The following is a 20,762-nucleotide window of genomic DNA, read 5'->3' as shown; positions in this document are numbered from 1 at the left end:
TATAATGACCATTCATGAAGATCAAACTCTTCCTCGACATGTTGCCATCATTATGGATGGCAACAATCGTTTTGCTAAAAAAAATCAAATGCAAAAGGGTGATGGACACCGTTCTGGTAAAAATGTCCTTGACCCAATTGTCGAACACTGTCGTAAAGTTGGTATTAAAGCGCTAACAGTCTATGCTTTTTCCAGTGAAAACTGGAATCGCCCTCAATATGAAGTTGATTTACTCATGAAATTGTTGGAAGACACAATTCATGAGCAAATTCCTCGTATGGTTAAGTTTGAAATTTCTTTACAATTTATTGGTGACCGATCTCGGCTTTCACCTAAATTGCGTGAATTAATGTTGCATGCTGAACAATTGACTGCTAACTTCAGCCAAATGACCTTGGTTATTGCGGTGAGTTATGGTGGAATGTGGGATTTGACTCAAGCTGCTCGTAATTTAGCGCAAATGGTTAAAGATCAACGGCTTGAGGTTGATGATATTGATGAGAAAACTTTTGGTCAACACGTCAGTTTAAGTCATTTACCGCCTGTAGATTTGCTGATTCGTACAGGGGGAGATTATCGAATTTCTAATTTCTTGCTTTGGCAAGCAGCCTATGCAGAGTTTTATTTTACGCAAACTTTATGGCCAGAATTTACGATAAAAGAGCTTGATCATGCTTTTGATGTTTTTGTGGGGCGTGAAAGACGTTTTGGTAAAACATCAGAACAAATTCAACAAGAGAAAATAGAGAACGAATAATGTTAGAGCGGATAATTACCGCATTGGTTTTGGTTGCTGTTGTGCTTATTTGTATGTTTGCAACACCATCGCCATATCCAATGTTGGTACTCATGATTATCGCTGCAGGGGGAGCGGGTTATGAGTGGTTTAAACTCATGCCTCGCCAATCTGATCAGGTGAATAAATTCAAAGCAGGATGCTTTGGTATTTTGACTGCTATTTTTTCAGGTATAGCACTCTACTTTTGTGATCAAGCTTTGATCCTATGGAGTGCGTCCATTATTTGCTGGATAATGAGTCTGTATTGGGTTAAACACTATCCGAAGTATGATGGCTGGTACAATCCGAGCCTGCATATTATTGGTTTGGTGTTGATTAGTGCGGCTGTGACAGCTATTTATGCCATATGGTCTTGGTTTGGTTCAACAAATCCAGAACCTTGGTGGCTCATGTACCTGTTTTTATTGGTATGGGGAGCAGATAGCGGTGCATATTTTGTCGGTCGTAAGTTTGGTCGACGTAAACTTGCACCTGAGGTGAGTCCAAATAAATCCATTGAAGGGTTATTTGGGGGTATCATTACTGTGGGTATAGTGATCGTCATTGTTCAATCCATTTATTTGGATTTTTCATTGTTACATCATATTCTCTTCCTTATTTTATCTATTATTACTGTATTTAGTTCGGTTTTAGGTGATTTGTTTGAATCGATGATCAAGCGTCGTGCTGGTATTAAAGATTCAGGTCGCATTTTACCCGGCCACGGCGGTATTTTAGATCGAATTGACTCATTACTTGCTGCAGCGCCAGTTTTTGCAGTAGGTATCACAATTTTGAAACTTATTGGTGTAAATTTTTAGATGTCTCAAACTGTTTGTATATTAGGTGTTACTGGTTCAATTGGTCAAAGTACCTTAAAAATATTAGATCAACATCCTCACGATTATTCAGTTTTTGCAGTCACGGCTTATAGTCGAATTGAAGAGCTGAGTGAAATATGCAAACAGTACAAACCGAAAATCGTGGTTGTGCCATCTCATAAGGTGGATGAACTCAACACGATATTGAAGTCAAAAAATATCACAGGTATTGAAATCTTACAGGGTGAAGATGGGTTAATTGCCGTTGCTTCACATGCTGAGATCGATATTGTGATGGCTGCAATTGTAGGTGGTGCAGGTTTGCTACCTACTTTAGCTGCAGTCAAAGCAGGTAAACGCGTTTTACTTGCCAATAAAGAAGCCTTGGTCATGTCTGGTGAGATCATGATGCAAGCTGCAAAAGACTATAAAGCATTACTTTTGCCAGTCGATTCTGAGCACAATGCAATTTTTCAATGCTTACCGCAAAATTACTTACAAATAGAAACCAATAAAGAACCTCAGTTAGGTGTTTCGCAACTATTGTTAACTGCCTCAGGTGGACCTTTTCTAAATCATTCGCTTGAAGATTTACGTCATGTAACCCCTGCACAAGCATGTAAACACCCCAATTGGTCAATGGGACAAAAAATTTCTGTCGATTCAGCGACACTCATGAACAAAGGTTTAGAGCTGATCGAAGCTTGTCATTTATTTTCAATTCAAGAACATTTTGTTACAGTGGTCGTTCACCCACAAAGTATCATTCATTCTATGGTTCAATATGTAGATGGTTCGACTTTGGCACAAATGGGAAATCCAGATATGTGCACGCCTATTGCTCATGCATTAGCATGGCCTAAGCGTATTGGGACACATGTACCCGCTTTGGATATTTTTAGTCATCAATTGAATTTCCAAGTACCTGATGTTGAACGTTTTCCTGCATTGAAGCTTGCGCGTCAAGCCATGCAAAGTGGTGGTTTGGCACCAGCAATCTTAAATGCTGCAAATGAAGTGGCTGTTGAAGCATTTTTAAAAGAAAAAATAGGGTTCCTTGATATTCCAGCTGTCGTCGACCATACCTTGAATCAGGTTGAAAATGGACCAGCTGAATCTTTAGAGGTCATTTTGAAGTCTGATCAGATCGCACGTCTAATTGCAAGTCAGCGTGTTGTGCAATTGAGTACATAGTATATGAATGTTCTTTTTGTTATTGTCGCAGCGATTCTCTTACTTGGTCCACTCATTGCGATTCATGAGTTTGGGCATTACTGGGTTGCACGTAAACTCGGTGTAAAAGTGCTGGTTTACTCAATTGGCTTTGGCCCGACAATTTTAAAATGGACATCAAAAAAATCAGGTATCCAATACCAGCTTTCAGCATTGCCACTGGGTGGCTATGTAAAAATGTTGGATGAGCGTGAAGGCAATGTGAGCGAAGAAGACCTGCCTTATGCTTTTAATCGTCAATCACCGCTTAAGCGAATTGCGATTGTTGCTGCTGGTCCACTGATCAATTTGATTTTTGCGATTTTTCTATTTTGGATTTTATTTTTGCCTGCGCAAGAGCAACTGAATACACGTATAGGTAAAGTCTTTCCAAATACGCCTGCTGCACAAGTTCAAATGATGCCTGGTGATAAGATTATTCAAGTCGATGGCACACAGACAGCAACATGGGAAAAATTAAACTATGCGCTTGTTGATCGTGTTGGAGAAACGGGTCAAATTCAGATTAAAGCAGAGCGTAATGGTGAGCTCAAAACATTTAATTTACCGATTCAGCAATTTTTAAAAGATCAGAATCAGTCTGCTTTAGATGTCTTGGGATTTATACCATATCGTCCTCATATCGAGGCTATGGTTTATAAGCTAAGCCCAGATGGTGCTGCCATTCGTCAAGGTATGAAAGAAGGTGATAAAATCGTTGCAATTGATGGCGTTAAAATGAATGATTGGTTCAACGTTGTAGATATAGTTCAAAAATCACCTGAAAAATTACTTAATATTGATGTATTGCGTGAGGGTAAATTGGTTTCACTTAAAGTGATGCCACAAGGTAAGCGAGATAGTATGGGTAACTCGACAGGTATGTTGGGTGTTCAAGCAAAAACTCAAAATTTACACATTCCTGCTGAATATAAGTATAAAATTCAATATAATCCAGCTGAAGCCTTTGTTATGGCAGTGGAAAAAACAGGTCAACTTTCCAGTATGATTTTGAACTCTATGGTCAAAATGGTGCGCGGTTTAATTGGTTTGGATAATCTATCTGGTCCTATAACCATTGCGAAAGTAGCGGGACAGAGTGCAGAAATGGGTTGGCAGACCTTTATTTCCTTTATGGCGTTAATGAGTGTTAGCCTTGGGATTTTAAATTTACTGCCAATACCAATGTTAGATGGGGGTCACTTGGTTTATTACTTTATTGAATTAATTCGTGGTAAACCTGTTTCTGAACAAATACAATTAGTTGGACTAAAAATTGGTATGGTATTGCTGGGTAGCATGATGTTCCTTGCAATATTCAACGACTTTATGCGTTTATAAAAGCGTAATAAATGGAACGATAATTAACTTTACTGGAAAACAATAGGCATGCAGCACAAACATTTATTTATGCCGTTGGCACTTATTAGCGCAATGTCGGCAGCAACTCAAGTCTATGCAGCTGAAACATTCATTGCACGTGATATACGTGTTGATGGATTGGTTCGTTTAACTCAAGCCAATGTGCAAAGCATGTTGCCCATTCGTAGTGGGGATCAAATCACTGATCCAGTTATTTCTGATGCTATTCGTGCGTTATATGCATCGAATTCATTTGATGACATTCAAGCTATGAAAGAAGGCGATGTTCTGGTTTTTAAAGTTGTAGAACGTCCAATTATTTCAAAAATAAATTTGAAGGGTAATAAACTGATTCCTAAAGAGCCTTTGCAAGAAGGTTTAAAGAAAATGGGAATTTCTGAGGGTGAAGTACTTACAAAATCATCTTTACAAACACTAAAAACTGAATTGGAACAACAATACTCACAACAAGGTCGTTATGATGCTGAAGTGAATGTTGATACTGTTGCGCGCCCAAATAACCGTGTAGATTTGAATATCAATTTCAAAGAAGGTAAAGCGGCTAAAGTTTTTGATATCAATATTATTGGTAATACAGTTTTTAAAGAAGACGAAATTAAACAAGTCTTTGCACTCAAAGAAAGTGGCTGGATGTCTATTGTTTCACGTAACGATCGTTATGCTCGTGAAAAAATGGGTGCAAGTTTAGAAGCATTACGTGCTTTATACCTCAACAAGGGTTATATCAATTTTGATGTGACCAGTTCGCATTTGAATATTAGTGAAGATAAAAAACACATCTTTATTGAAGTAGGGGTGAATGAAGGCGAGCAATTTAAATTTGCAAGCTCGAAATTCTTGGGTGATGCACTTTATAAAACATCTGATTTAGAAGCGCTTAAGCTGTATAAAGATGGTGATATTTACTCTCAAGAAAAAGTAAATGCGGTGAAACAACTTTTACTTCGTAAATACGGTAATGCAGGCTATTACTATGCCGAAGTGAACGTTGTTCCAGAAATTAATAATGAGAATCACACAGTTGATTTAAATTATTACATTAACCCAGGTCAGCAAGTCACTGTTCGTCGTATTAACTTCTCTGGTAATACTAAAACTGCAGATGAAGTTTTACGTCGTGAAATGCGCCAAATGGAAGGGGCACTTGCAAGTAACGAAAAGATTGAATTATCTAAAATTCGTTTAGAGCGTACCGGTTTCTTTAGTAAAGTTGATGTCAAACCTGTGCGTGTGCCGAATACGCCTGACCAAGTCGATTTAAATATTGAAGTTGAAGAACAACATTCAGGTACAAGTACACTTGCAGTTGGTTTCTCTCAAAGCGGTGGTATTACCTTCCAAGCAGGTTTGAGTCAAACTAACTTCTTGGGTACAGGTAATCGTGTTTCGATCGATTTATCACGTTCTGAGACACAAGATTATTATAACTTAAGTGTGACAGACCCTTACTTCACCATCGATGGTGTAAGTCGTGGTTATAACATGTACTACCGTAAAACCAAGTTAGATGACGACTATAACGTTAACAACTATGTGACTGATAGTTTTGGTGGTGGTTTGAACTTTGGTTATCCAATCGATGAAAACCAAAGCATTAGTGCGGGTATTAACATCGACCAAACTGAAGTGACGACAGGTCCTTATGTTTCTACTTATGTTAGAGACTATTTGCTCTCTCATGGTGGTAAAGAAACGGGTCAGAAAGGTGAATATTGTCTTGAATATGAAACAGATAATATTACGTGTAAAACCCCACAAAGTTTCTTTAATGAATTTAAGGGTGATTTCTTAAGTTATAACTTAAACTTAGGCTGGTCATATAATACGCTAAACCGTCCAATGTTCCCAACTTCAGGGATGTCGCATCGTGTAACTGCTGAAATTGCGTTACCAGGCAGTGACGTAGAATATCAAAAAGTGACTTATGATGCTCAAGGACTTATTCCTTTGGGTAAAAATTACTTGATCCGTGGTTATGGTAAGTTAGGTTTTGGTAATGATTTACCGTTCTATAAAAACTATTTTGCTGGTGGTTATGGCTCGGTTCGTGGTTACGACAACAATACTTTAGGGCCAAAATACCCAGGTGTGACGTATAACGAAAGCCGTACTAAAGATTATGATCCAGAGGAAGTGGGTGGTAATGCATTGATTCAATTTGGTGCTGAACTTGTGTTGCCTGTACCATTTAAAGGGGATTGGGCGCGTCAAGTTCGTCCTGTAATCTTTGCTGAAGGTGCGCAAGTCTTTGATACACAATGTGACACGCCACGTGGTAATTTGTATTTAGATGGTTCAACCACAGGTACAGATGCGAAAAAGTACTGTAAAGATAACTTCGGTTTCGATGCAGGCAATATGCGCTATAGTGTTGGTGTAGGCTTTACTTGGGTTACGATGATTGGTCCATTATCTCTGAGCTATGCATTCCCATTAAATGATAAACCAGGCGATGAAACCAAAAACATTCAATTTGAAATCGGTCGTACTTTCTAAGTACGATCTTTTTGCAGTTCAAGATATTTGATTTAGGATTACGAAAATGAAATCTATTAAAAAATTAACACTGGCTGTCGCTGCATTCAGTTTAACTGGTTTAGTGCATGCGGCAGGCTATGGTGTTATTGATTTAGAGAAAGTGGTTGAAAGCAGTACTTATTTAAAACAACAAAATGCAAGCTTAGAGCAATCTGTAAAACCACAAACTCAAAAGTTAGAGCAACTGGGTAAAGAAATTGAAACATTGCAAAAAAGTGCGCAAGCAAAAGGTGCCAATGTTCAACAAATCAATACACAATATCAAGCAAAAGTGACTGAATTCCAAACAATTCAACAAGGTATTCAATCACGTGTGCAAACAACAATTCAAAACACGAATAAAACTTTTGAAGGTCGTGTGAAGCAAGTTGCTGAACAATTGCGCCAAGAAAGTCATTTAGATCTGGTTTTGAATAAAAATGCTGCGCTAGCATATGACGCAAAATACGATTTAACTGCTAAAATGATCCAAAAGGTTAATGCAATTAAATAATCAATGAAATCGAATCAGTTTCAACTCGACCAATTGGCACAGCTCATTCATGGACAACCAATTGGTCAACTTAATTATGTCGTCAGTGGTCTTGCAAGTTTAAAACAGGCTCAATCGCATCATATTGCATATGTTAAAAGTGAAAAGTTTCTGTCAGATGCTGAAGCATGTAAAGCTGGTATTCTGATTGTTACTTCTGACGTTCAAAAGCAATTAAAAAATCATTCAAACTTTATTGTTGTTGATAATCCATATTTAGTTTTTTCACAGCTTACACATACCTTTGAGCGAAAAATCACTGAACGTGGAATTGAAGCAACAGCACAAATTCATCCATCAGCCATGATTGGTGAAAATACTTATATTGGCCATTATGTTGTGATTGGTGAAAATGCAGTGATTGGTGATAACACCATTATTCAGTCACACGCTAAAATCGATTATGGCGTCGAAGTTGGTCGAGACGGATTTATTGACTCACATGTTACGATTACTGGTGAGGCTAAAATTGGCGATCGAGTAAGAGTTCACGCCAATACAGTAATTGGTGGTGAAGGTTTTGGTTATGTTCCTTATCAAGGAATCTGGCATCGAATTGCACAATTAGGCTCAGTACGCATTGGAAATGATGTTCGTATTGGTTCAAATTGTAGTATCGATCGTGGTGCTTTGGATGACACAATTCTTGAAGATGGTGTCATTATTGATAACCTTGTGCAAGTCGCACATAACGTGACGATTGGTTCAAACACAGCCATTGCTGCAAAATGTGGTATCGCAGGTAGTTCTGTGATTGGCAAAAATTGTATCCTTGCTGGTGCATGTGGTGTCTCTGGACATATTAAAATCGCAGATAATGTGACCTTAACTGGAATGTCAATGGTCACAGGAAATATTTTAGAAGCTGGAACCTATTCTTCTGGAACGGGTTTGATGGATTCAGGGCACTGGAGAAGAACGGTTGTTCGCTTTAGACAATTAGCAGATGTGCCATTGACGAAGTTGGCGAAACAAATAGATCATATCCAATCTCAAATCGAGTCCATTGAATCAACTTTAAAATCGCGTAAATAATATGACTGAGTCTCAAACACTAAATTTTGCAGTTCCTGAATTACCCATGCAAATTCAAGCGATTCGTGAATATCTACCGCATCGTTATCCATTTTTACTGATAGACCGAGTAACCGAAGTCTCTGAAAATGGTATTGTGGGTTTTAAAAATGTATCAATAAACGAAGAATTCATGCAAGGGCATTTTCCTGGTTATCCAATCATGCCTGGTGTTCTTATTGTGGAAGCAATGGCGCAAATTTCTGGCGTACTTGGCTTTATAATGAACAACGAAAAGCCAGCTCCTGGATCTTTGTTCTTATTTGCAGGTGCAGAGAAGGTTCGTTTTAAAAAACAAGTCGTTCCTGGTGATCAACTCGTGCTAAAATCAGAGCTTATCATGCAAAAACGCGGTATTTACAAATATCAATGTAGTGCTAGCGTGGACGGTGTGGTGGCAGCAGCAGCTGAAATTATCATTTCTCATCAGAAACTAGAGCAGGCATGAGCACCAAAGATCTAATTCACTCAACCGCAATTATTGATTCTTCAGCAGTAATTGCTCAAGATGTTAAAATTGGTCCTTATTCAATCATTGGACCAAACGTCACTATTGGATCTGGCACGACATTACATTCTCATGTTGTGATCGGTGGTAATACTCGAATTGGTCAAGGTAATGAAATCTTCCAGTTCGCAAGTGTGGGCGAAGTTTGTCAAGATTTAAAGTATGCGGGTGAAGAAACCTGGCTTGAAATTGGCGACAACAATAAAATTCGTGAACATTGCACCCTTCATCGTGGAACTATTCAGGATAAAGGTTTAACCAAAATTGGTAGCAATAATCTACTGATGGTCAATACACATATTGCGCATGATTGTGTTGTTGGAGACAATAACATTTTTGCCAATAATGTTGGTGTTGCAGGTCATGTGCATATTGGTGATTTTGTGGTGATTGGTGGGAACTCTGGTATTCATCAATTTTGCAAAATTGACTCTTATAGCATGATTGGTGGCGCATCTTTAATTTTGAAAGATGTTCCTGCTTATGTCATGGTTTCTGGTAACCCTGCACATGCATTTGGCTTAAATGTTGAAGGTATGCGTCGTAAGGGGTGGTCTAAGAATGTGATTATGGGGCTTAGAGAAGCATTTAAGCTCATTTATAAATCTAGTTTGACCACTGAGCAAGCCATTGAAGAAATCAGCAGTAAAATTCTACCTGAAGTCTCAGAAGTCAGTTTACTGATTGATTCTTTGCGTGAATCTAAGCGTGGTATTGTGCGTTAAGTCATCCATGTTTTATCGAATACAAAAAAAGACATCCAAGGATGTCTTTTTTTTGTATTTGAATATTTTAAGAAATTTCTTCAAATTATTTTTTCTTAAAATAACCCGCTTCTTCCGAGTCAGGATAGGTGCTTAATAGCTTCTTTTTATACACTTCTGCCGTTTGTGTATTGTTATTTACATCTTTAGAAATGCTATAAAGTTGATATAGCGCGCGAGATGCCTTGGCTGAGTTTGGAAATTTGGTCGCTACAATTTCATAGTTTTGTTTTGCATCAGTGTAATTGGGTGGATCTATTGCTAAATTAAATTCAGCTAACCAAAAGTAGGCATTGCCTGTATATACACTATTTGGATTGTTGCGAATAAAGTTTTGCATAGGTGCGATAGCTTTCTTAGCACCCCCTTGTTTGTATGCATCTAATGCGATGGTATACGCTGCTTTTTCTTGTTCTACTTGATTGGTATTATTGGTGCTTGAGCTTGTTTGATCTTTTGCTGTGGTTACATCATTTTGCGTTGTAGGCGCATCTTGTGTAGGCGCTGCTGCATTGATAGGGTTTGTATTATTGGTTGTGTTATTGATTTCTGTATTTGATGTAGAAGGCGCATTTGACGGCTCTGTTGCTCCTTGATTTTGACTGTCCGTGCTTTCTTCATCACTTGGATCAACCTTTTGTTTGAGTAGTTCTAGGCGTTGATCTAAGTCAGTATAACGGTTGGTGAGTTCTTTGTTGAGTTGTTCAATCTGATGATCTTGTTCATCAACTTTTCCACGAAGTTCACGAACTTGCGCTTCTAAGCGTTGAACTTGCTGTAGTAGATCCCAGTTCATATTGTTTGAGGTGCTTGCTGTAGTAGAAGATGAGCTAGCAGATGAACTTTTGCTTAAACCATGAGATTCAATAGGAACGTTTGCAGCGAAAGCAGTGGTGGAGCTAAGAAGGGCAAGAGTAAGTAGGTTATACTTAAGGCGCATTATCATTCATCCAAATGGGTCATAACCAATATCTAATTTTGCTGAAGTAATTTGTTCAAAAAATAGATATCGCATTGAAATTTAAAATACTATGCCCATTTAAAACGCCAATGATTTTAAATGCAATATCTATTTACAATGTTCGTATACAAATATAAAAGCCATCGATAAAGGCTTTGCGAGCTTTATTTTGCAGGCCTTAAGAAAAAATCTCGCATTTTGTTTGCTAAATAATCAAACGAAAGAAAGACTTGGTTAAATTGAGAAAAGTCGCTTGCAAGATCATTAAAAATCTCTATACTCTGTTCTTGCAATGGTAGCCCCGCTGGTTACTTCGCAATTGTACTCTGAGAACCCCGCCAGGACCGGAAGGTAGCAACGGTATCAGAACTATGATGTGCCGAAGTCTTGCTAGTGGGGTTGCCACCAGATTTAATAATAATTATATTTTTAGTTTTACTTTCTATTTTCTTAACATTGCGATTGTTCAAATCTAAACTTCATTTTTCATTTCATATAAGTTATCTTACTCACTTAAATGATTTCATTGTTATAGCTTGATTTCCTTACTTACTCTCTTATTCAATTCATTTTTTATTCGACTTTTTATTTATTCATCATCATTTTTACGTTTTATTGCTTTCATAATGGCATCCATGTCAAAGCCTCGATACTGTAAAAAACGAATTTGTTTGGCTTTGAGTTTTGGATCTGTTGCAACGTCTACACCATATTTTTTCACTTTGATCTGATACGCTTCTTCATACCAATCCACTTCAGCCATATCATCTTTTGCTAAGTCTTTATCAATACTTTTGGCCTTGAGTGCCAGCTTGATGCGATTAGGTCCTTTGCCTTTACGTATTTGACTACGAACGGTCATTTCAGCAACGCGTTTATCACTTTGATAGTTCTCACGAGCAAGTTCATCGACAAGTTCTAGAACCTCATTACGATTTTGTGCATATAAACATAATTTTTCAATTAAGTCCTTTTTTGAATATTCTTTACGGGTGAGTACTGCAAAGGCGTAAGAGCGCAGTCGTGTGCCTGTCAAACCTACGGGTTTCTTTTCAGTTGGATCGATGCCGTCGTCTAGCTCAGAAGTAGAGTCATCTGAATCATACGATTGAGTATCTTGAGGTTCTGAATGATATGCTAATGGTTTCTTAGAGTCAGCAGGGGGATCAACTTCCTCAAATTCACGTTTTAGGGCTTCATAATCGATGATTTTAGGAAACTTTGCTTCGGTCATTTTGAGTCACTTTGGGGGTTGCGTTCATCACATTAAATATGTTCTTTCAACCGAATGTGATTTAAATAGATGTATATCAATATCATTCAATAAAAAACGCCCCGAAGGGCGTCTTATAGTTTAACGTGTTTACTTGATAATTAAACGTCTAACAAATCTAATTCTTCATCTTTTTCTTCAGCAGCAGGCACAACTTTCACTAAAAGTTGTTCGCGAATCATGCCTTCAAGCTCTTGAGCAAGGGCTGGGTTTTCTTCAAGGTGACGAATCACGTTGTTTTTACCTTGCCCAATTTTATTGCCTTGGTATGAATACCAAGCACCTGCTTTTTGAACCAATTCTTGTGCTACAGAAAGATCAACCAACTCAGCTAAGTGGTTAACACCTTTACCATACATAATTTGGAAAATTGCTTCACGGAATGGAGGTGCCATTTTGTTTTTCACAACTTTCACGCGTGTTTCTGAACCAACAATTTCATCGCCTTCTTTGACTTGACCAATACGACGAATATCAAGACGAACAGATGCGTAGAACTTGAGGGCATTACCACCCGTTGTGGTTTCAGGGCTACCAAACATCACACCAATCTTCATACGGATTTGGTTAATGAAGATCACCATACAGTTTGAGCGTTTTGCATTACCTGTAATTTTACGTAGGGCTTGGCTCATCAAACGTGCTTGCAGACCCATATGTGAGTCGCCCATTTCGCCTTCAATTTCGGCTTTTGGTGTCAAAGCAGCTACAGAATCGACAACAATCATGTCAATTGCACCTGAGCGAACCAACATATCAGCGATTTCAAGCGCTTGTTCACCGTGGTCTGGCTGTGAAACCAAAAGGTTGTCAATATCTACACCAAGTTTACGTGCATATTGTGGATCTAATGCATGTTCAGCATCGATGAAAGCACAAGTACCACCAGCTTTTTGGCATTCAGCGATTGCTTGTAAAGTCATCGTGGTTTTACCTGAAGATTCAGGACCATAGATTTCAACGATACGACCTTTTGGTAAACCGCCAATACCAAGTGCAATATCCAATGTAATAGAGCCAGTAGAAACGGCTTCAACTGCTTGAACGGTATTGTCACCTAAACGCATCACTGAATTTTTACCAAATTGTTTTTCAATTTGGCTTAATGCGGCATTCAGCGCTTTGCTTTTGTTCTCATCCATCTCGTAACCTCAAAAACGATGTAATATCACTAATAACTTAAGTGGATGTCTTATATTAAGTCTCATGTCCACGGCATTTATAGTGACAGAAAAACGGGCTCTGTTCTATGTTTATTTGATCAGATGCGACATGTTTTGTCGCATAATTTTAATCATCATTGTAAGACCAATGTTGGTCAAATTGTTGATCATTTTCATGTCTAAATTTACTGATATCACGCCGATCTTTTTTGCTCGGTCGATGATCAGGTCGAGCAAGATTATGCAATTTTCTTTGTGTAGAAAGCAACTCTCGACGAGCGATACTAACTTCTGTTTCTTCATAGAGTTGCTGGGCAATGGGTGCACCACCACGCACGCTTGAAAGTGCTTTTATGATGACGGTTTTTCGCTCAAAACCTTGTTGAATCGTGAGTTCCATGCCAACACGAATTTCACGAGAAACCTTCACTCGTTCATTATTGATATGTACCTTACCACCTTCAATGGCCGCTTTTGCTATTGATCGGGTTTTGAAAAAACGTGCAGCCCAGAGCCATTTGTCGATGCGCATGGACACTGTGCTTTGTGCTTCAAGCTGTTGTTTTGACATTGCTTACCTTAAACGTTTTATTTTCTAAAATAGAAATCAATTCAGTGAGATTATTGAGGGCGGGATATTCTAGTTCAAGTGCATGACGTGCAGGACTCTCACTAGAAGGTTGGGTGATGGTCAATAAATTTTCAATGCCGAATTTTTCAGCACCTTGTAACACAGGGGCGGTATCATCAATAAATATAGTATTTTTAGGGTCGAAAGGATGCTTTTGTTGCAAGATTTGCCAGAATTCAACAAATTCTTTGGCATGACCAATTTCTTGGCTACTGATCATGACTTCAAAATAGGGCGTTAAATTAATGGTTTCAAGTTTGAGCTTTAAGCCGACTTGATCGGCATTGGTCAATAACCAACAACGGTAGCCATTTTGTTTTAAGTAATCTAACAACTCGAAACAACCTAATCGTGGTCGAATTTTATCTTTGTAGTCATACTGGAGTTGTAAAACATCTACCCCGATTTTTTCAGTCCAGTAGCTCGATGAATACCAACATAGTGTATGCTTGTATTGCTGATAGAAGCTGTAAAGTTCAGCTTGGCTCTGTTCAAGCGTGCAACCATGCGTCTGGGCATAACGTTCGGGGAGCTTGTGATTCCAAAGGAGATCATCGAAAGCAAGGTCAAGCAGCGTACCATCCATGTCAAACATGATAATGGGTTTCGTATCGGAATTAGACATAAAAAAGGGTTTTATCCATGTTTATTACAACTCAAGCACCTCAAGATCAACAAATCCAAAGTTTGGTTCCGATCTTGGCGAATGCAAGTATTATTCTATTAGAAGAATACCAAAATTATTGTGCTGGGCGTGAGTTTAAAATTAATGAAAAGCAGGATCATTCACCTGTCACCCAAGCAGATTTGAAAGTGAATCAGTATTTACTTGAGCAATTGGCTATATTAACGCCTGATATTCCAGTTATTTCTGAAGAAAGCGACTATTCACAGCGCCATCAGTGGTCAGCATGTTGGATGCTTGATCCTTTGGATGGTACGAAAGAATTTATCCATGAACGGGATGAATTCACCATTAATTTAAGTTTAATAGAAAACAATCAAACTATTTTTTCACTGATTGCTGTGCCTACAGAGCACGTCATGTATCTGGGTTATTTAACCGAGTTGCCTTATAAATATTCATTTACTCAAAAGACATGGGAGCGTTTTTGCAAATTTAAAGAAGCAGAAACAGATGCAATACAAGTTGGGCTGAGTCATAGCAGTAAAAATCCAAAATATCAGCAATACATCGAATATATAGAACGTGAAAATCCAGTGATACGTCGTGAAGCAGGCAGTGCGTATAAGTTTTGTATGATGCTTGAGGGTGAAATTGATATTTATCCACGGTTTCATCCAACATCTGAGTGGGATACAAGCTCAGGTCAGGGTTTGCTTGAAAGTATTGGTGGGGGATTGGTAAGTTTAAGTGCTGAACCATTTACATATAATCAGCGTGAGACCATTTTAAATGATGGATTTATTGCTTTTAGGGATAAAGAAAATCAAGAAATAGCACTAGAAGCGCTGAATAATGTCAGTTTCTAGCGTCCAAGCGGTTTTGTGCGTGGTATAGTGTTTTTTATTTGCTGATTTAATACATCTTCTATGTCGCTGAAGTTACTGCCTGAAAGTATGTTGAAGGCAATCGATTTATTGCCAGATGCAAAAACACCTGTCACTTTATTTACACGCCACTCATTACGTGAAGTGGTCAATGGTCAGGGTTTGGCAGGTTATGACTTGCAGTTGACTGAGCAAGGGCGCGATTTAGCTGAGGAATGGGGTGCCTATTTAATTCAGCAATCGGATCGTGTCATTCAACATTGTATTTCAAGTCCTATTCAACGTTGTGTGGATACCGCAGCATTGATGATTCAGGGTGCAGATGCGGTGGTTGCACCAAATACACATCGTATTGAAATTGTTGAGCAAGGTTTACTGGTTGAACCGGGTAGTTTTGTGCTCGATATTCAAAAAGCTGCACCTTATTTTAAAGCGCAAGGTGCTTTGGGATTTATTAATAGTTTTGTCAATAATGCCTTGCCGGGCATGAAGCATCCGATCACTGGTGTAGTGGATGTATTGGAACTCATTTACAACACGCATCCTCAAGATTGTAATGGATTAAGTCTTGCTGTGAGCCATGACACGATTTTAGCTGCGATTATTGCGGTGATTTCAGGTCGTAATGTCATAGATCAAGCAGATTGGCCAGCCATGATGGAAGGATTATTTGTTTGGTTTGAAGGGGATGAGTTCTTAGAGTCCAAATTAAAATGGATCTGGCGTGGTGTGCGTTATGAACTAAATATTAGGGATTTTCGCCAACAATAATAAATGAAATAATTTTTGCTAAATTAAATGCTTTATTTTGTTTATGGTTTTTAATTGCTTAATTGCTTAATTGCTTAATTGCTTAATTGCTTAATTGCTTAATTGCTTAATTGCTTAATTGCTTAATTGCTTAATTGCTTAATTGCTTAATTGCTTAATTGCTTAATTGCTTAATTGCTTATATTGCTTAATTGCTTAATTGCTTAATTGCTTAATTGCTTAATTGCTTAATTGCTTAATTGCTTAATTGCTTAATTGCTTAATTGCTTAATTGCTTAATATTTGTGTTTTGATTGGATCTAAATGTTTTTTAAGGTATAAAAAAAGCCCTTAACGGGCTTTTTTTATCATGCATAAATTAGTTAGCTAAAGCTTTAACTTGTGCATTTAAACGGCTCTTATGACGAGCAGCTTTGTTTTTATGGATGATGCCTTTATCAGCCATACGGTCAATTACAGGTACTGCAGTTTTGTAAGCTTCAGTAGCAGCTGCATAGTCACCAGCAGCAATAGCTGCAACTGTGCGTTTAAGATATGTACGAACCATTGAACGTAAGCTAGCGTTGTGTTTACGTGCTTTAACGTTTTGACGAGCACGTTTTTTTGCTTGAGCAGAGTTTGCCACTCGTGCACTCCTTGAAATAGATTGGTCTGGGCGGGCTGAAATTGATTCTGAAATCTTCCTCAGAAGAATATCACCAGCCCGTAAACAAGTGCCATATTGTGATTAAATGAGTGAATAAAGTCAAGCCTTGACTTGCTTTGACAACATTTTAGATGCAGATAAAATCACTTTAAAGCATTAAATTATATGAATCTTACTCGGAATGATTAAAAAATGACTAAATTGATAAAACGCGCAGTGGTGATTGGAGCCACGGGTATGGTGGGGAAAGAATTGCTCAAACAACTCAATCAGGTGGAATCGTGTGAACATATTCTCGCCATTGTACGTAAAGAGGATGAATCACTTAAACAGTACACAAAAGTCAATCAATTGGAAGTTGAAGACTTTTTAATGCTCAATGATGAAGATGTTGCAGATTTTACACATGCATTTAGCTGTTTAGGCACAACCATCAAAAAAGCAGGATCAAAAGCCAATTTTTATAATATTGATTTTGAAATTAATGCGCACTTTGTAGATTTGTTCGAAGGAACAGAAACGCATTATGTTTTGGTCAGTGCAATGGGTGCAAATGCTGGATCTCCAATTTTCTACAATCAGGTCAAAGGAGAGTTGGAAAATCATTTAAAACATTCAAATCTGGCTTATGTTTCTATATTGCAACCTTCTTTGTTGATGGGTGAACGTGAAGAATCTCGTACCTTAGAAGGATTAACCCAGCGTTTATATCAGCGTTTTTCGCATTTAGTACCCGACACATTCAAATATAAGCCAGTGACAGCTGAGCAAGTGGCTCATACTATGGTCGAGGTCGCACAAAACCAAAATGAAACATTGAAGATTTATGATAACTTGTATATTCAGCATGCAAAATAAAGCTTCAAATGCATGTATGTAATAAGGATTGAATACTAGCGTCAATGCATATTTAAACAGTGGGATTTAAATAAAGAGGAGTTTGAACTGTGACTACACCAGCATTTGTAACATGTGATTTGCTTGATGATCATCCAGAATTAGAGATTCAAGTGGTAACTCCATCGATGGATGGTAAATTTTTTAAAAGCTATGGCGCTGTAAAAAGTTTTGGCGGGCAAGTGGTGACAGTGAAATGTTTTGAAGATAATTCACGTGTAAAAGAGTTATTGGCAACGGATGGTACGGGGAAGGTATTAGTTGTTGATGGTGGTGCATCTATGCGGTGTGCATTGATGGGCGATTTAATTGCTGAATCAGCAGTGAAAAATCACTGGAATGGTGTGATTATTTACGGTTGTGTCCGTGATGTCGATGCTATTGCTGAATTGAACTTAGGCGTTCATGCTTTAGCATCAATTCCTCAAAAGAGTAATCGTAAAGGCATCGGTGAGGTGGATATCGCATTACACTTTGGTGGAGTAACTATTCAATCGGGTGACTATGTATATGCCGATAATAATGGCATTGTGGTTTCAAAAGAAAAATTGGTTGATCTGTAAGTTGATTGATAAATAGATACATTGATTGCAATGGGTTGAAGTATCTAGGTCTACGGAAAAATAAGAAAAGGACAATAAAATGGTGATTCATCAAATTAAAGTGGCTCAAGCACTGGCTTCATCAATCACAGGTGGTGGGCGTGGTGCGAACGGGACACCATTTCCAAAGCAACCTGAAAAAGCTTTAAAGCTTTACGAGTTTGAAGGATCACCATTTTGTCGTCGTGTGCGTGAAGTTTTGACCACACTGAATTTAGATTATGAAGTGTATCCCTGTCCGAAAGGTGGCACTAAATATCGAAAAATCGTTGAGGAGCTGGGTGGTAAACAAATGTTTCCATTTTTCATTGATGAAAATACGGGTGAACAGCTTTACCATTCCAAAAAAATTATTCGCCATTTATTTAAACATTATGGAAAAACAGGCGAAACACCTCAAAAATACAGTGAATACCCAAATATACCGTACGTCGCACTTGCAGGCACGATCATTAATGGCGCACGAGGCGTATGGATCAAGAAGAAAATTATAGATCGTCCAGCACCGGATGCATTGCTAGAGCTTTGGGGGTTTGAAGCGAGCCCATATACTCGTGTGGTTCGAGCGACATTAAGTGAACTTGAGTTACCGTTTATATTTCATAATGTGGCCAAAGAACGTTGGCAAGATCAAGGACCTGCGTTGTTAAGATTAAAACCAGGGAAGTATGTGCCTTTAAATGGTGGTAAACGTGAACAAGTTGTAAAGGTAATGAATCGTCCTAAACAGGATATCCAAGTACCTTATTTGGTTGATCCAAATACTGGTATCAAGATGTTCGAGTCTAAGGATATTATTCAGTATTTAAATCAGCAGTACGGATAAAGTCACGTAAATTCAATAGATTGATCTCATCTATCTACAAGAATGAGGTCATCGAATTGACTGAAAAATAAAAGTATCAGCGTTATTTAGCAACAGACATTACAAAATGCTGTAAAAGAACAGTCATTTCCTTATTCCTATTGCGTTATTTTATGTTGTGAGATTCTATGCTTAGAGGGTTTTGATGATTCTGAACATTAGATCATTTGATAAATAACATCATCACCTTTAAAGCTGTGGGTTTTAAGTTTTAGATTCAATTGCTTGTATGGAATGAAGTCATAGAAGTGCGTTGAAGCTGTTGTAGAGTCAAAATAGATAAAGTTGGAAAATTAAAATGTCGCATACAAGAATTCAACCTGTAATGAGCCGTCCTGGTGAAAATGCAATGTTTATTGTATTGGGCATTAACCAGAATCAAGAGTGTGTGAATACCATTATTGATTTTGCGGCAAATTTTTCTGCGCTTACACGGAGTCTAAACAATCGTTATCCTGAGAGTCATTTTAATGCGACTCTGGGATTTAGCCGTAATGCATGGGACCGATTATTTCCAACGAAACTTATACCCCGAGAATTGGTCACATTTAAAGAAATAGTTGGACCGAAATATACAGCTGTTTCAACACCTGGCGATCTATTGTTTCATATCCGAGCGGATCGGCAAGCATTGTGCTACGAGTTAGGCAGTATTATTCAAGAGCAATTGCAGGATGCGTGCTATTCCATCGATGAAGTGCACGGTTTTCGCTATTTTGATGGACGTGCGATTATTGGTTTCGTAGATGGAACAGAAAATCCTGAGCCTGAAATTGCAGCTGAATATGCTTTGGTGGGGGATGAAGATCCTCATTATAAAGGGGGGAGTTATGCATTTATTCAAAAGTATCTGCATGATATGGAAAAGTGGCGTAATTTAACCGATCAAGAACAAGAAAAAGTCATTGGGCGCAAGAAATTCAACGATGTTGAGTTGTCTGATGATGTTAAACCACCAACAGCCCATAATGTGGTCAGCAAAGCCCATGACGCTGAAGGCAATGAATTGAAAATTATGCGTGCTAATATGCCATTTTCAAATCCTTCTAAAAATGAATACGGTACTTTTTTCATTGGATATTCAAGAAAATTTAGTACCACCCATCAAATGTTAAATCATATGTTTAAAGGTAGTCCTGAGGGTCACCTTGATCGTTTACTGGATTTTAGTACAGCCACCACGGGGACACTGTTTTTTGTACCCACAGTCGATTTTTTAGATGATTTATCTACAGATGAATAGTTAATGAAATGACCAATCAACATAGCTTAGATGTTGATTGTTTAATTTTCTAGCGCATCATTGAGCCATTGGCAGTTTAAATTATTTGTTATAATGAATGAATTGATGGTGTACTAAGGCTTTAAAGCATGTTTGATAAATTTGTAGGTTTATTCAAGTCGAATAAAGAAACGGAAGAGCAAATCTATCTACGTGAACAGAATATCCAATGGGATGCCGAAAAAGGCTACATTATCGATGGGATAGTGGTTAATGAATTATCCGAGCGCTTAGAATATTTTTCAAACCGTAAATTGAAAACATTTGATGATTTGAAAGCTTTATATGATAAGGCTATGATCATCAATGAAAAAATTGATTTGGAAATTGCGAATCAACGTTTTGTCGCTCGTTTGGGCAATACAGAAGAAAATTTACAACAGTTCAAGGCGATCGTTAAAAAACTGAATCAATATTATCGTCAATTTATCCGTGATCATTAACGCTATTCATCATACTTTAAATAGCTTATTTGATAAAAAATGCACAAATGAAAGCTGATAAAATCACGCTCAGCTACAGGTCGACATGTTAAGATATCGCCTATGT

At 38.0% G+C, this 20,762-nt stretch carries 22 protein-coding genes and 1 other RNA gene; 17 read left to right on the top strand and 6 right to left on the bottom strand.

The genetic code is table 11. From position 1 onward, the window contains the following. Nucleotides 1–4: 4 nt before the first annotated feature. Genes uppS through lpxA form a run of 9 tightly spaced genes read left to right on the top strand, consistent with a single transcriptional unit; the run spans nucleotide 5 to nucleotide 9,571 of the window. Nucleotides 5–757, top strand: coding sequence for a polyprenyl diphosphate synthase (uppS, locus tag G8E00_RS08665; protein WP_166223749.1), 753 nt, complete (start codon nucleotides 5–7; stop codon nucleotides 755–757). Beyond that, a complete protein-coding gene (locus G8E00_RS08660; RefSeq protein ID WP_166009789.1) occupies nucleotides 757–1,599 on the top strand; it encodes a phosphatidate cytidylyltransferase in 843 nt (280 codons plus the stop codon). The genes uppS and G8E00_RS08660 overlap by 1 nt, the downstream gene beginning before the upstream one ends. Continuing rightward, nucleotides 1,600–2,793 carry a 1-deoxy-D-xylulose-5-phosphate reductoisomerase gene (gene ispC, locus G8E00_RS08655; RefSeq protein ID WP_166223747.1) on the top strand — a complete coding sequence of 398 codons (1,194 nt, stop codon included), beginning with the start codon at nucleotides 1,600–1,602 and terminating at the stop codon, nucleotides 2,791–2,793. A gap of 3 nt (nucleotides 2,794–2,796) precedes the next feature. Then, the gene (gene rseP / locus G8E00_RS08650) at nucleotides 2,797–4,152 is read left to right on the top strand and encodes an RIP metalloprotease RseP (RefSeq protein WP_166223745.1); all 1,356 of its coding nucleotides are present in this window, start codon (nucleotides 2,797–2,799) and stop codon (nucleotides 4,150–4,152) included. 48 nt (nucleotides 4,153–4,200) lie between these two features. Further along, complete coding sequence (gene bamA, locus G8E00_RS08645; RefSeq protein ID WP_196781980.1) at nucleotides 4,201–6,690, top strand: outer membrane protein assembly factor BamA; 2,490 nt, start codon at nucleotides 4,201–4,203, stop codon at nucleotides 6,688–6,690. Between the two features lie 46 nt (nucleotides 6,691–6,736). Beyond that, nucleotides 6,737–7,225: an OmpH family outer membrane protein gene (locus G8E00_RS08640; RefSeq protein WP_166009795.1), complete on the top strand. Its 489-nt coding sequence runs from the start codon at nucleotides 6,737–6,739 to the stop codon at nucleotides 7,223–7,225. A 3-nt stretch (nucleotides 7,226–7,228) separates the two neighbouring features. Continuing rightward, on the top strand, nucleotides 7,229–8,299 hold the full coding sequence (gene lpxD, locus G8E00_RS08635; RefSeq protein ID WP_166223742.1) for a UDP-3-O-(3-hydroxymyristoyl)glucosamine N-acyltransferase: 1,071 nt from the start codon (nucleotides 7,229–7,231) through the stop codon (nucleotides 8,297–8,299). A 1-nt stretch (nucleotide 8,300) separates the two neighbouring features. Continuing rightward, a complete protein-coding gene (gene fabZ / locus G8E00_RS08630; RefSeq protein ID WP_166009798.1) occupies nucleotides 8,301–8,786 on the top strand; it encodes a 3-hydroxyacyl-ACP dehydratase FabZ in 486 nt (161 codons plus the stop codon). Then, nucleotides 8,783–9,571, top strand: coding sequence for an acyl-ACP--UDP-N-acetylglucosamine O-acyltransferase (gene lpxA, locus G8E00_RS08625; RefSeq protein WP_166009800.1), 789 nt, complete (start codon nucleotides 8,783–8,785; stop codon nucleotides 9,569–9,571). Before fabZ ends, lpxA begins: the two co-directional genes overlap by 4 nt. 85 nt (nucleotides 9,572–9,656) lie before the next feature. Here lpxA and G8E00_RS08620 read toward each other — a convergent pair whose 3' ends face one another. Continuing rightward, nucleotides 9,657–10,550 carry a YbgF trimerization domain-containing protein gene (locus tag G8E00_RS08620; protein ID WP_166009802.1) on the bottom strand — a complete coding sequence of 298 codons (894 nt, stop codon included), beginning with the start codon at nucleotides 10,548–10,550 and terminating at the stop codon, nucleotides 9,657–9,659. A 323-nt stretch (nucleotides 10,551–10,873) separates the two neighbouring features. Between G8E00_RS08620 and ffs the strand changes: the two genes are divergently transcribed. Continuing rightward, nucleotides 10,874–10,970: signal recognition particle sRNA small type (gene ffs / locus G8E00_RS08615), an RNA gene on the top strand. Between the two features lie 190 nt (nucleotides 10,971–11,160). Here the strand turns inward: ffs and G8E00_RS08610 are convergent. From G8E00_RS08610 to G8E00_RS08595, 4 genes are all read right to left on the bottom strand, one after another. After that, nucleotides 11,161–11,805 carry a regulatory protein RecX gene (locus tag G8E00_RS08610; protein WP_166223740.1) on the bottom strand — a complete coding sequence of 215 codons (645 nt, stop codon included), beginning with the start codon at nucleotides 11,803–11,805 and terminating at the stop codon, nucleotides 11,161–11,163. Between the two features lie 140 nt (nucleotides 11,806–11,945). Continuing rightward, nucleotides 11,946–12,986 carry a recombinase RecA gene (gene recA, locus G8E00_RS08605; RefSeq protein WP_166009806.1) on the bottom strand — a complete coding sequence of 347 codons (1,041 nt, stop codon included), beginning with the start codon at nucleotides 12,984–12,986 and terminating at the stop codon, nucleotides 11,946–11,948. Nucleotides 12,987–13,134: 148 nt separating this feature from the next. Continuing rightward, a complete protein-coding gene (locus G8E00_RS08600) occupies nucleotides 13,135–13,578 on the bottom strand; it encodes an RNA-binding S4 domain-containing protein (RefSeq protein WP_166223738.1) in 444 nt (147 codons plus the stop codon). Continuing rightward, nucleotides 13,559–14,263 carry an HAD-IA family hydrolase gene (locus G8E00_RS08595; RefSeq protein WP_166223721.1) on the bottom strand — a complete coding sequence of 235 codons (705 nt, stop codon included), beginning with the start codon at nucleotides 14,261–14,263 and terminating at the stop codon, nucleotides 13,559–13,561. Before G8E00_RS08595 ends, G8E00_RS08600 begins: the two co-directional genes overlap by 20 nt. A gap of 17 nt (nucleotides 14,264–14,280) precedes the next feature. Here G8E00_RS08595 and G8E00_RS08590 point away from each other — a divergent pair, with 17 nt between their 5' ends. Together G8E00_RS08590 and G8E00_RS08585 are read left to right on the top strand one after the other, a co-directional pair. Next, complete coding sequence (locus G8E00_RS08590; protein ID WP_166009813.1) at nucleotides 14,281–15,132, top strand: 3'(2'),5'-bisphosphate nucleotidase CysQ family protein; 852 nt, start codon at nucleotides 14,281–14,283, stop codon at nucleotides 15,130–15,132. Nucleotides 15,133–15,192: 60 nt separating this feature from the next. Further along, on the top strand, nucleotides 15,193–15,921 hold the full coding sequence (locus tag G8E00_RS08585; protein ID WP_166223718.1) for a histidine phosphatase family protein: 729 nt from the start codon (nucleotides 15,193–15,195) through the stop codon (nucleotides 15,919–15,921). Nucleotides 15,922–16,279: 358 nt separating this feature from the next. Here G8E00_RS08585 and rpsT read toward each other — a convergent pair whose 3' ends face one another. Next, entirely contained in the window at nucleotides 16,280–16,546 is a 267-nt protein-coding gene (gene rpsT, locus G8E00_RS08580) for a 30S ribosomal protein S20 (protein ID WP_039622003.1), read from the bottom strand. A 213-nt stretch (nucleotides 16,547–16,759) separates the two neighbouring features. On the opposite strand from rpsT, the gene G8E00_RS08575 reads away from it, so the two are divergent. From G8E00_RS08575 to G8E00_RS08555, 5 genes are all read left to right on the top strand, one after another. Continuing rightward, entirely contained in the window at nucleotides 16,760–17,425 is a 666-nt protein-coding gene (locus tag G8E00_RS08575) for an NAD(P)H-binding protein (protein ID WP_166223715.1), read from the top strand. Between the two features lie 89 nt (nucleotides 17,426–17,514). Beyond that, complete coding sequence (gene rraA, locus G8E00_RS08570) at nucleotides 17,515–18,027, top strand: ribonuclease E activity regulator RraA (RefSeq protein WP_166009819.1); 513 nt, start codon at nucleotides 17,515–17,517, stop codon at nucleotides 18,025–18,027. A 79-nt stretch (nucleotides 18,028–18,106) separates the two neighbouring features. Then, nucleotides 18,107–18,892 carry a glutathione S-transferase N-terminal domain-containing protein gene (locus tag G8E00_RS08565; RefSeq protein ID WP_166223712.1) on the top strand — a complete coding sequence of 262 codons (786 nt, stop codon included), beginning with the start codon at nucleotides 18,107–18,109 and terminating at the stop codon, nucleotides 18,890–18,892. Between the two features lie 337 nt (nucleotides 18,893–19,229). Then, nucleotides 19,230–20,174: a Dyp-type peroxidase gene (locus G8E00_RS08560; RefSeq protein ID WP_166223707.1), complete on the top strand. Its 945-nt coding sequence runs from the start codon at nucleotides 19,230–19,232 to the stop codon at nucleotides 20,172–20,174. Between the two features lie 128 nt (nucleotides 20,175–20,302). After that, a complete protein-coding gene (locus G8E00_RS08555) occupies nucleotides 20,303–20,656 on the top strand; it encodes a hypothetical protein (protein ID WP_166009825.1) in 354 nt (117 codons plus the stop codon). Nucleotides 20,657–20,762: the final 106 nt, after the last annotated feature.

This window comes from Acinetobacter shaoyimingii (assembly GCF_011578045.1).
GTDB lineage: Bacteria > Pseudomonadota > Gammaproteobacteria > Pseudomonadales > Moraxellaceae > Acinetobacter > Acinetobacter shaoyimingii.
Note: the sequence above shows the minus strand (reverse complement) of the source record. Positions and strands in the feature narration are given on the sequence as shown.

Coding starts and splice junctions, on each gene's coding strand:
- uppS (WP_166223749.1), top strand. CDS start 5: ATGACCATTCATGAAGATCAAACTCTTCCTCGACATGTTGCCATCATT.
- G8E00_RS08660 (WP_166009789.1), top strand. CDS start 757: ATGTTAGAGCGGATAATTACCGCATTGGTTTTGGTTGCTGTTGTGCTT.
- ispC (WP_166223747.1), top strand. CDS start 1,600: ATGTCTCAAACTGTTTGTATATTAGGTGTTACTGGTTCAATTGGTCAA.
- rseP (WP_166223745.1), top strand. CDS start 2,797: ATGAATGTTCTTTTTGTTATTGTCGCAGCGATTCTCTTACTTGGTCCA.
- bamA (WP_196781980.1), top strand. CDS start 4,201: ATGCAGCACAAACATTTATTTATGCCGTTGGCACTTATTAGCGCAATG.
- G8E00_RS08640 (WP_166009795.1), top strand. CDS start 6,737: ATGAAATCTATTAAAAAATTAACACTGGCTGTCGCTGCATTCAGTTTA.
- lpxD (WP_166223742.1), top strand. CDS start 7,229: ATGAAATCGAATCAGTTTCAACTCGACCAATTGGCACAGCTCATTCAT.
- fabZ (WP_166009798.1), top strand. CDS start 8,301: ATGACTGAGTCTCAAACACTAAATTTTGCAGTTCCTGAATTACCCATG.
- lpxA (WP_166009800.1), top strand. CDS start 8,783: ATGAGCACCAAAGATCTAATTCACTCAACCGCAATTATTGATTCTTCA.
- G8E00_RS08620 (WP_166009802.1), bottom strand. CDS start 10,550: ATGCGCCTTAAGTATAACCTACTTACTCTTGCCCTTCTTAGCTCCACC.
- G8E00_RS08610 (WP_166223740.1), bottom strand. CDS start 11,805: ATGACCGAAGCAAAGTTTCCTAAAATCATCGATTATGAAGCCCTAAAA.
- recA (WP_166009806.1), bottom strand. CDS start 12,986: ATGGATGAGAACAAAAGCAAAGCGCTGAATGCCGCATTAAGCCAAATT.
- G8E00_RS08600 (WP_166223738.1), bottom strand. CDS start 13,578: ATGTCAAAACAACAGCTTGAAGCACAAAGCACAGTGTCCATGCGCATC.
- G8E00_RS08595 (WP_166223721.1), bottom strand. CDS start 14,263: ATGTCTAATTCCGATACGAAACCCATTATCATGTTTGACATGGATGGT.
- G8E00_RS08590 (WP_166009813.1), top strand. CDS start 14,281: ATGTTTATTACAACTCAAGCACCTCAAGATCAACAAATCCAAAGTTTG.
- G8E00_RS08585 (WP_166223718.1), top strand. CDS start 15,193: ATGTCGCTGAAGTTACTGCCTGAAAGTATGTTGAAGGCAATCGATTTA.
- G8E00_RS08575 (WP_166223715.1), top strand. CDS start 16,760: ATGACTAAATTGATAAAACGCGCAGTGGTGATTGGAGCCACGGGTATG.
- G8E00_RS08565 (WP_166223712.1), top strand. CDS start 18,107: ATGGTGATTCATCAAATTAAAGTGGCTCAAGCACTGGCTTCATCAATC.
- G8E00_RS08560 (WP_166223707.1), top strand. CDS start 19,230: ATGTCGCATACAAGAATTCAACCTGTAATGAGCCGTCCTGGTGAAAAT.
- G8E00_RS08555 (WP_166009825.1), top strand. CDS start 20,303: ATGTTTGATAAATTTGTAGGTTTATTCAAGTCGAATAAAGAAACGGAA.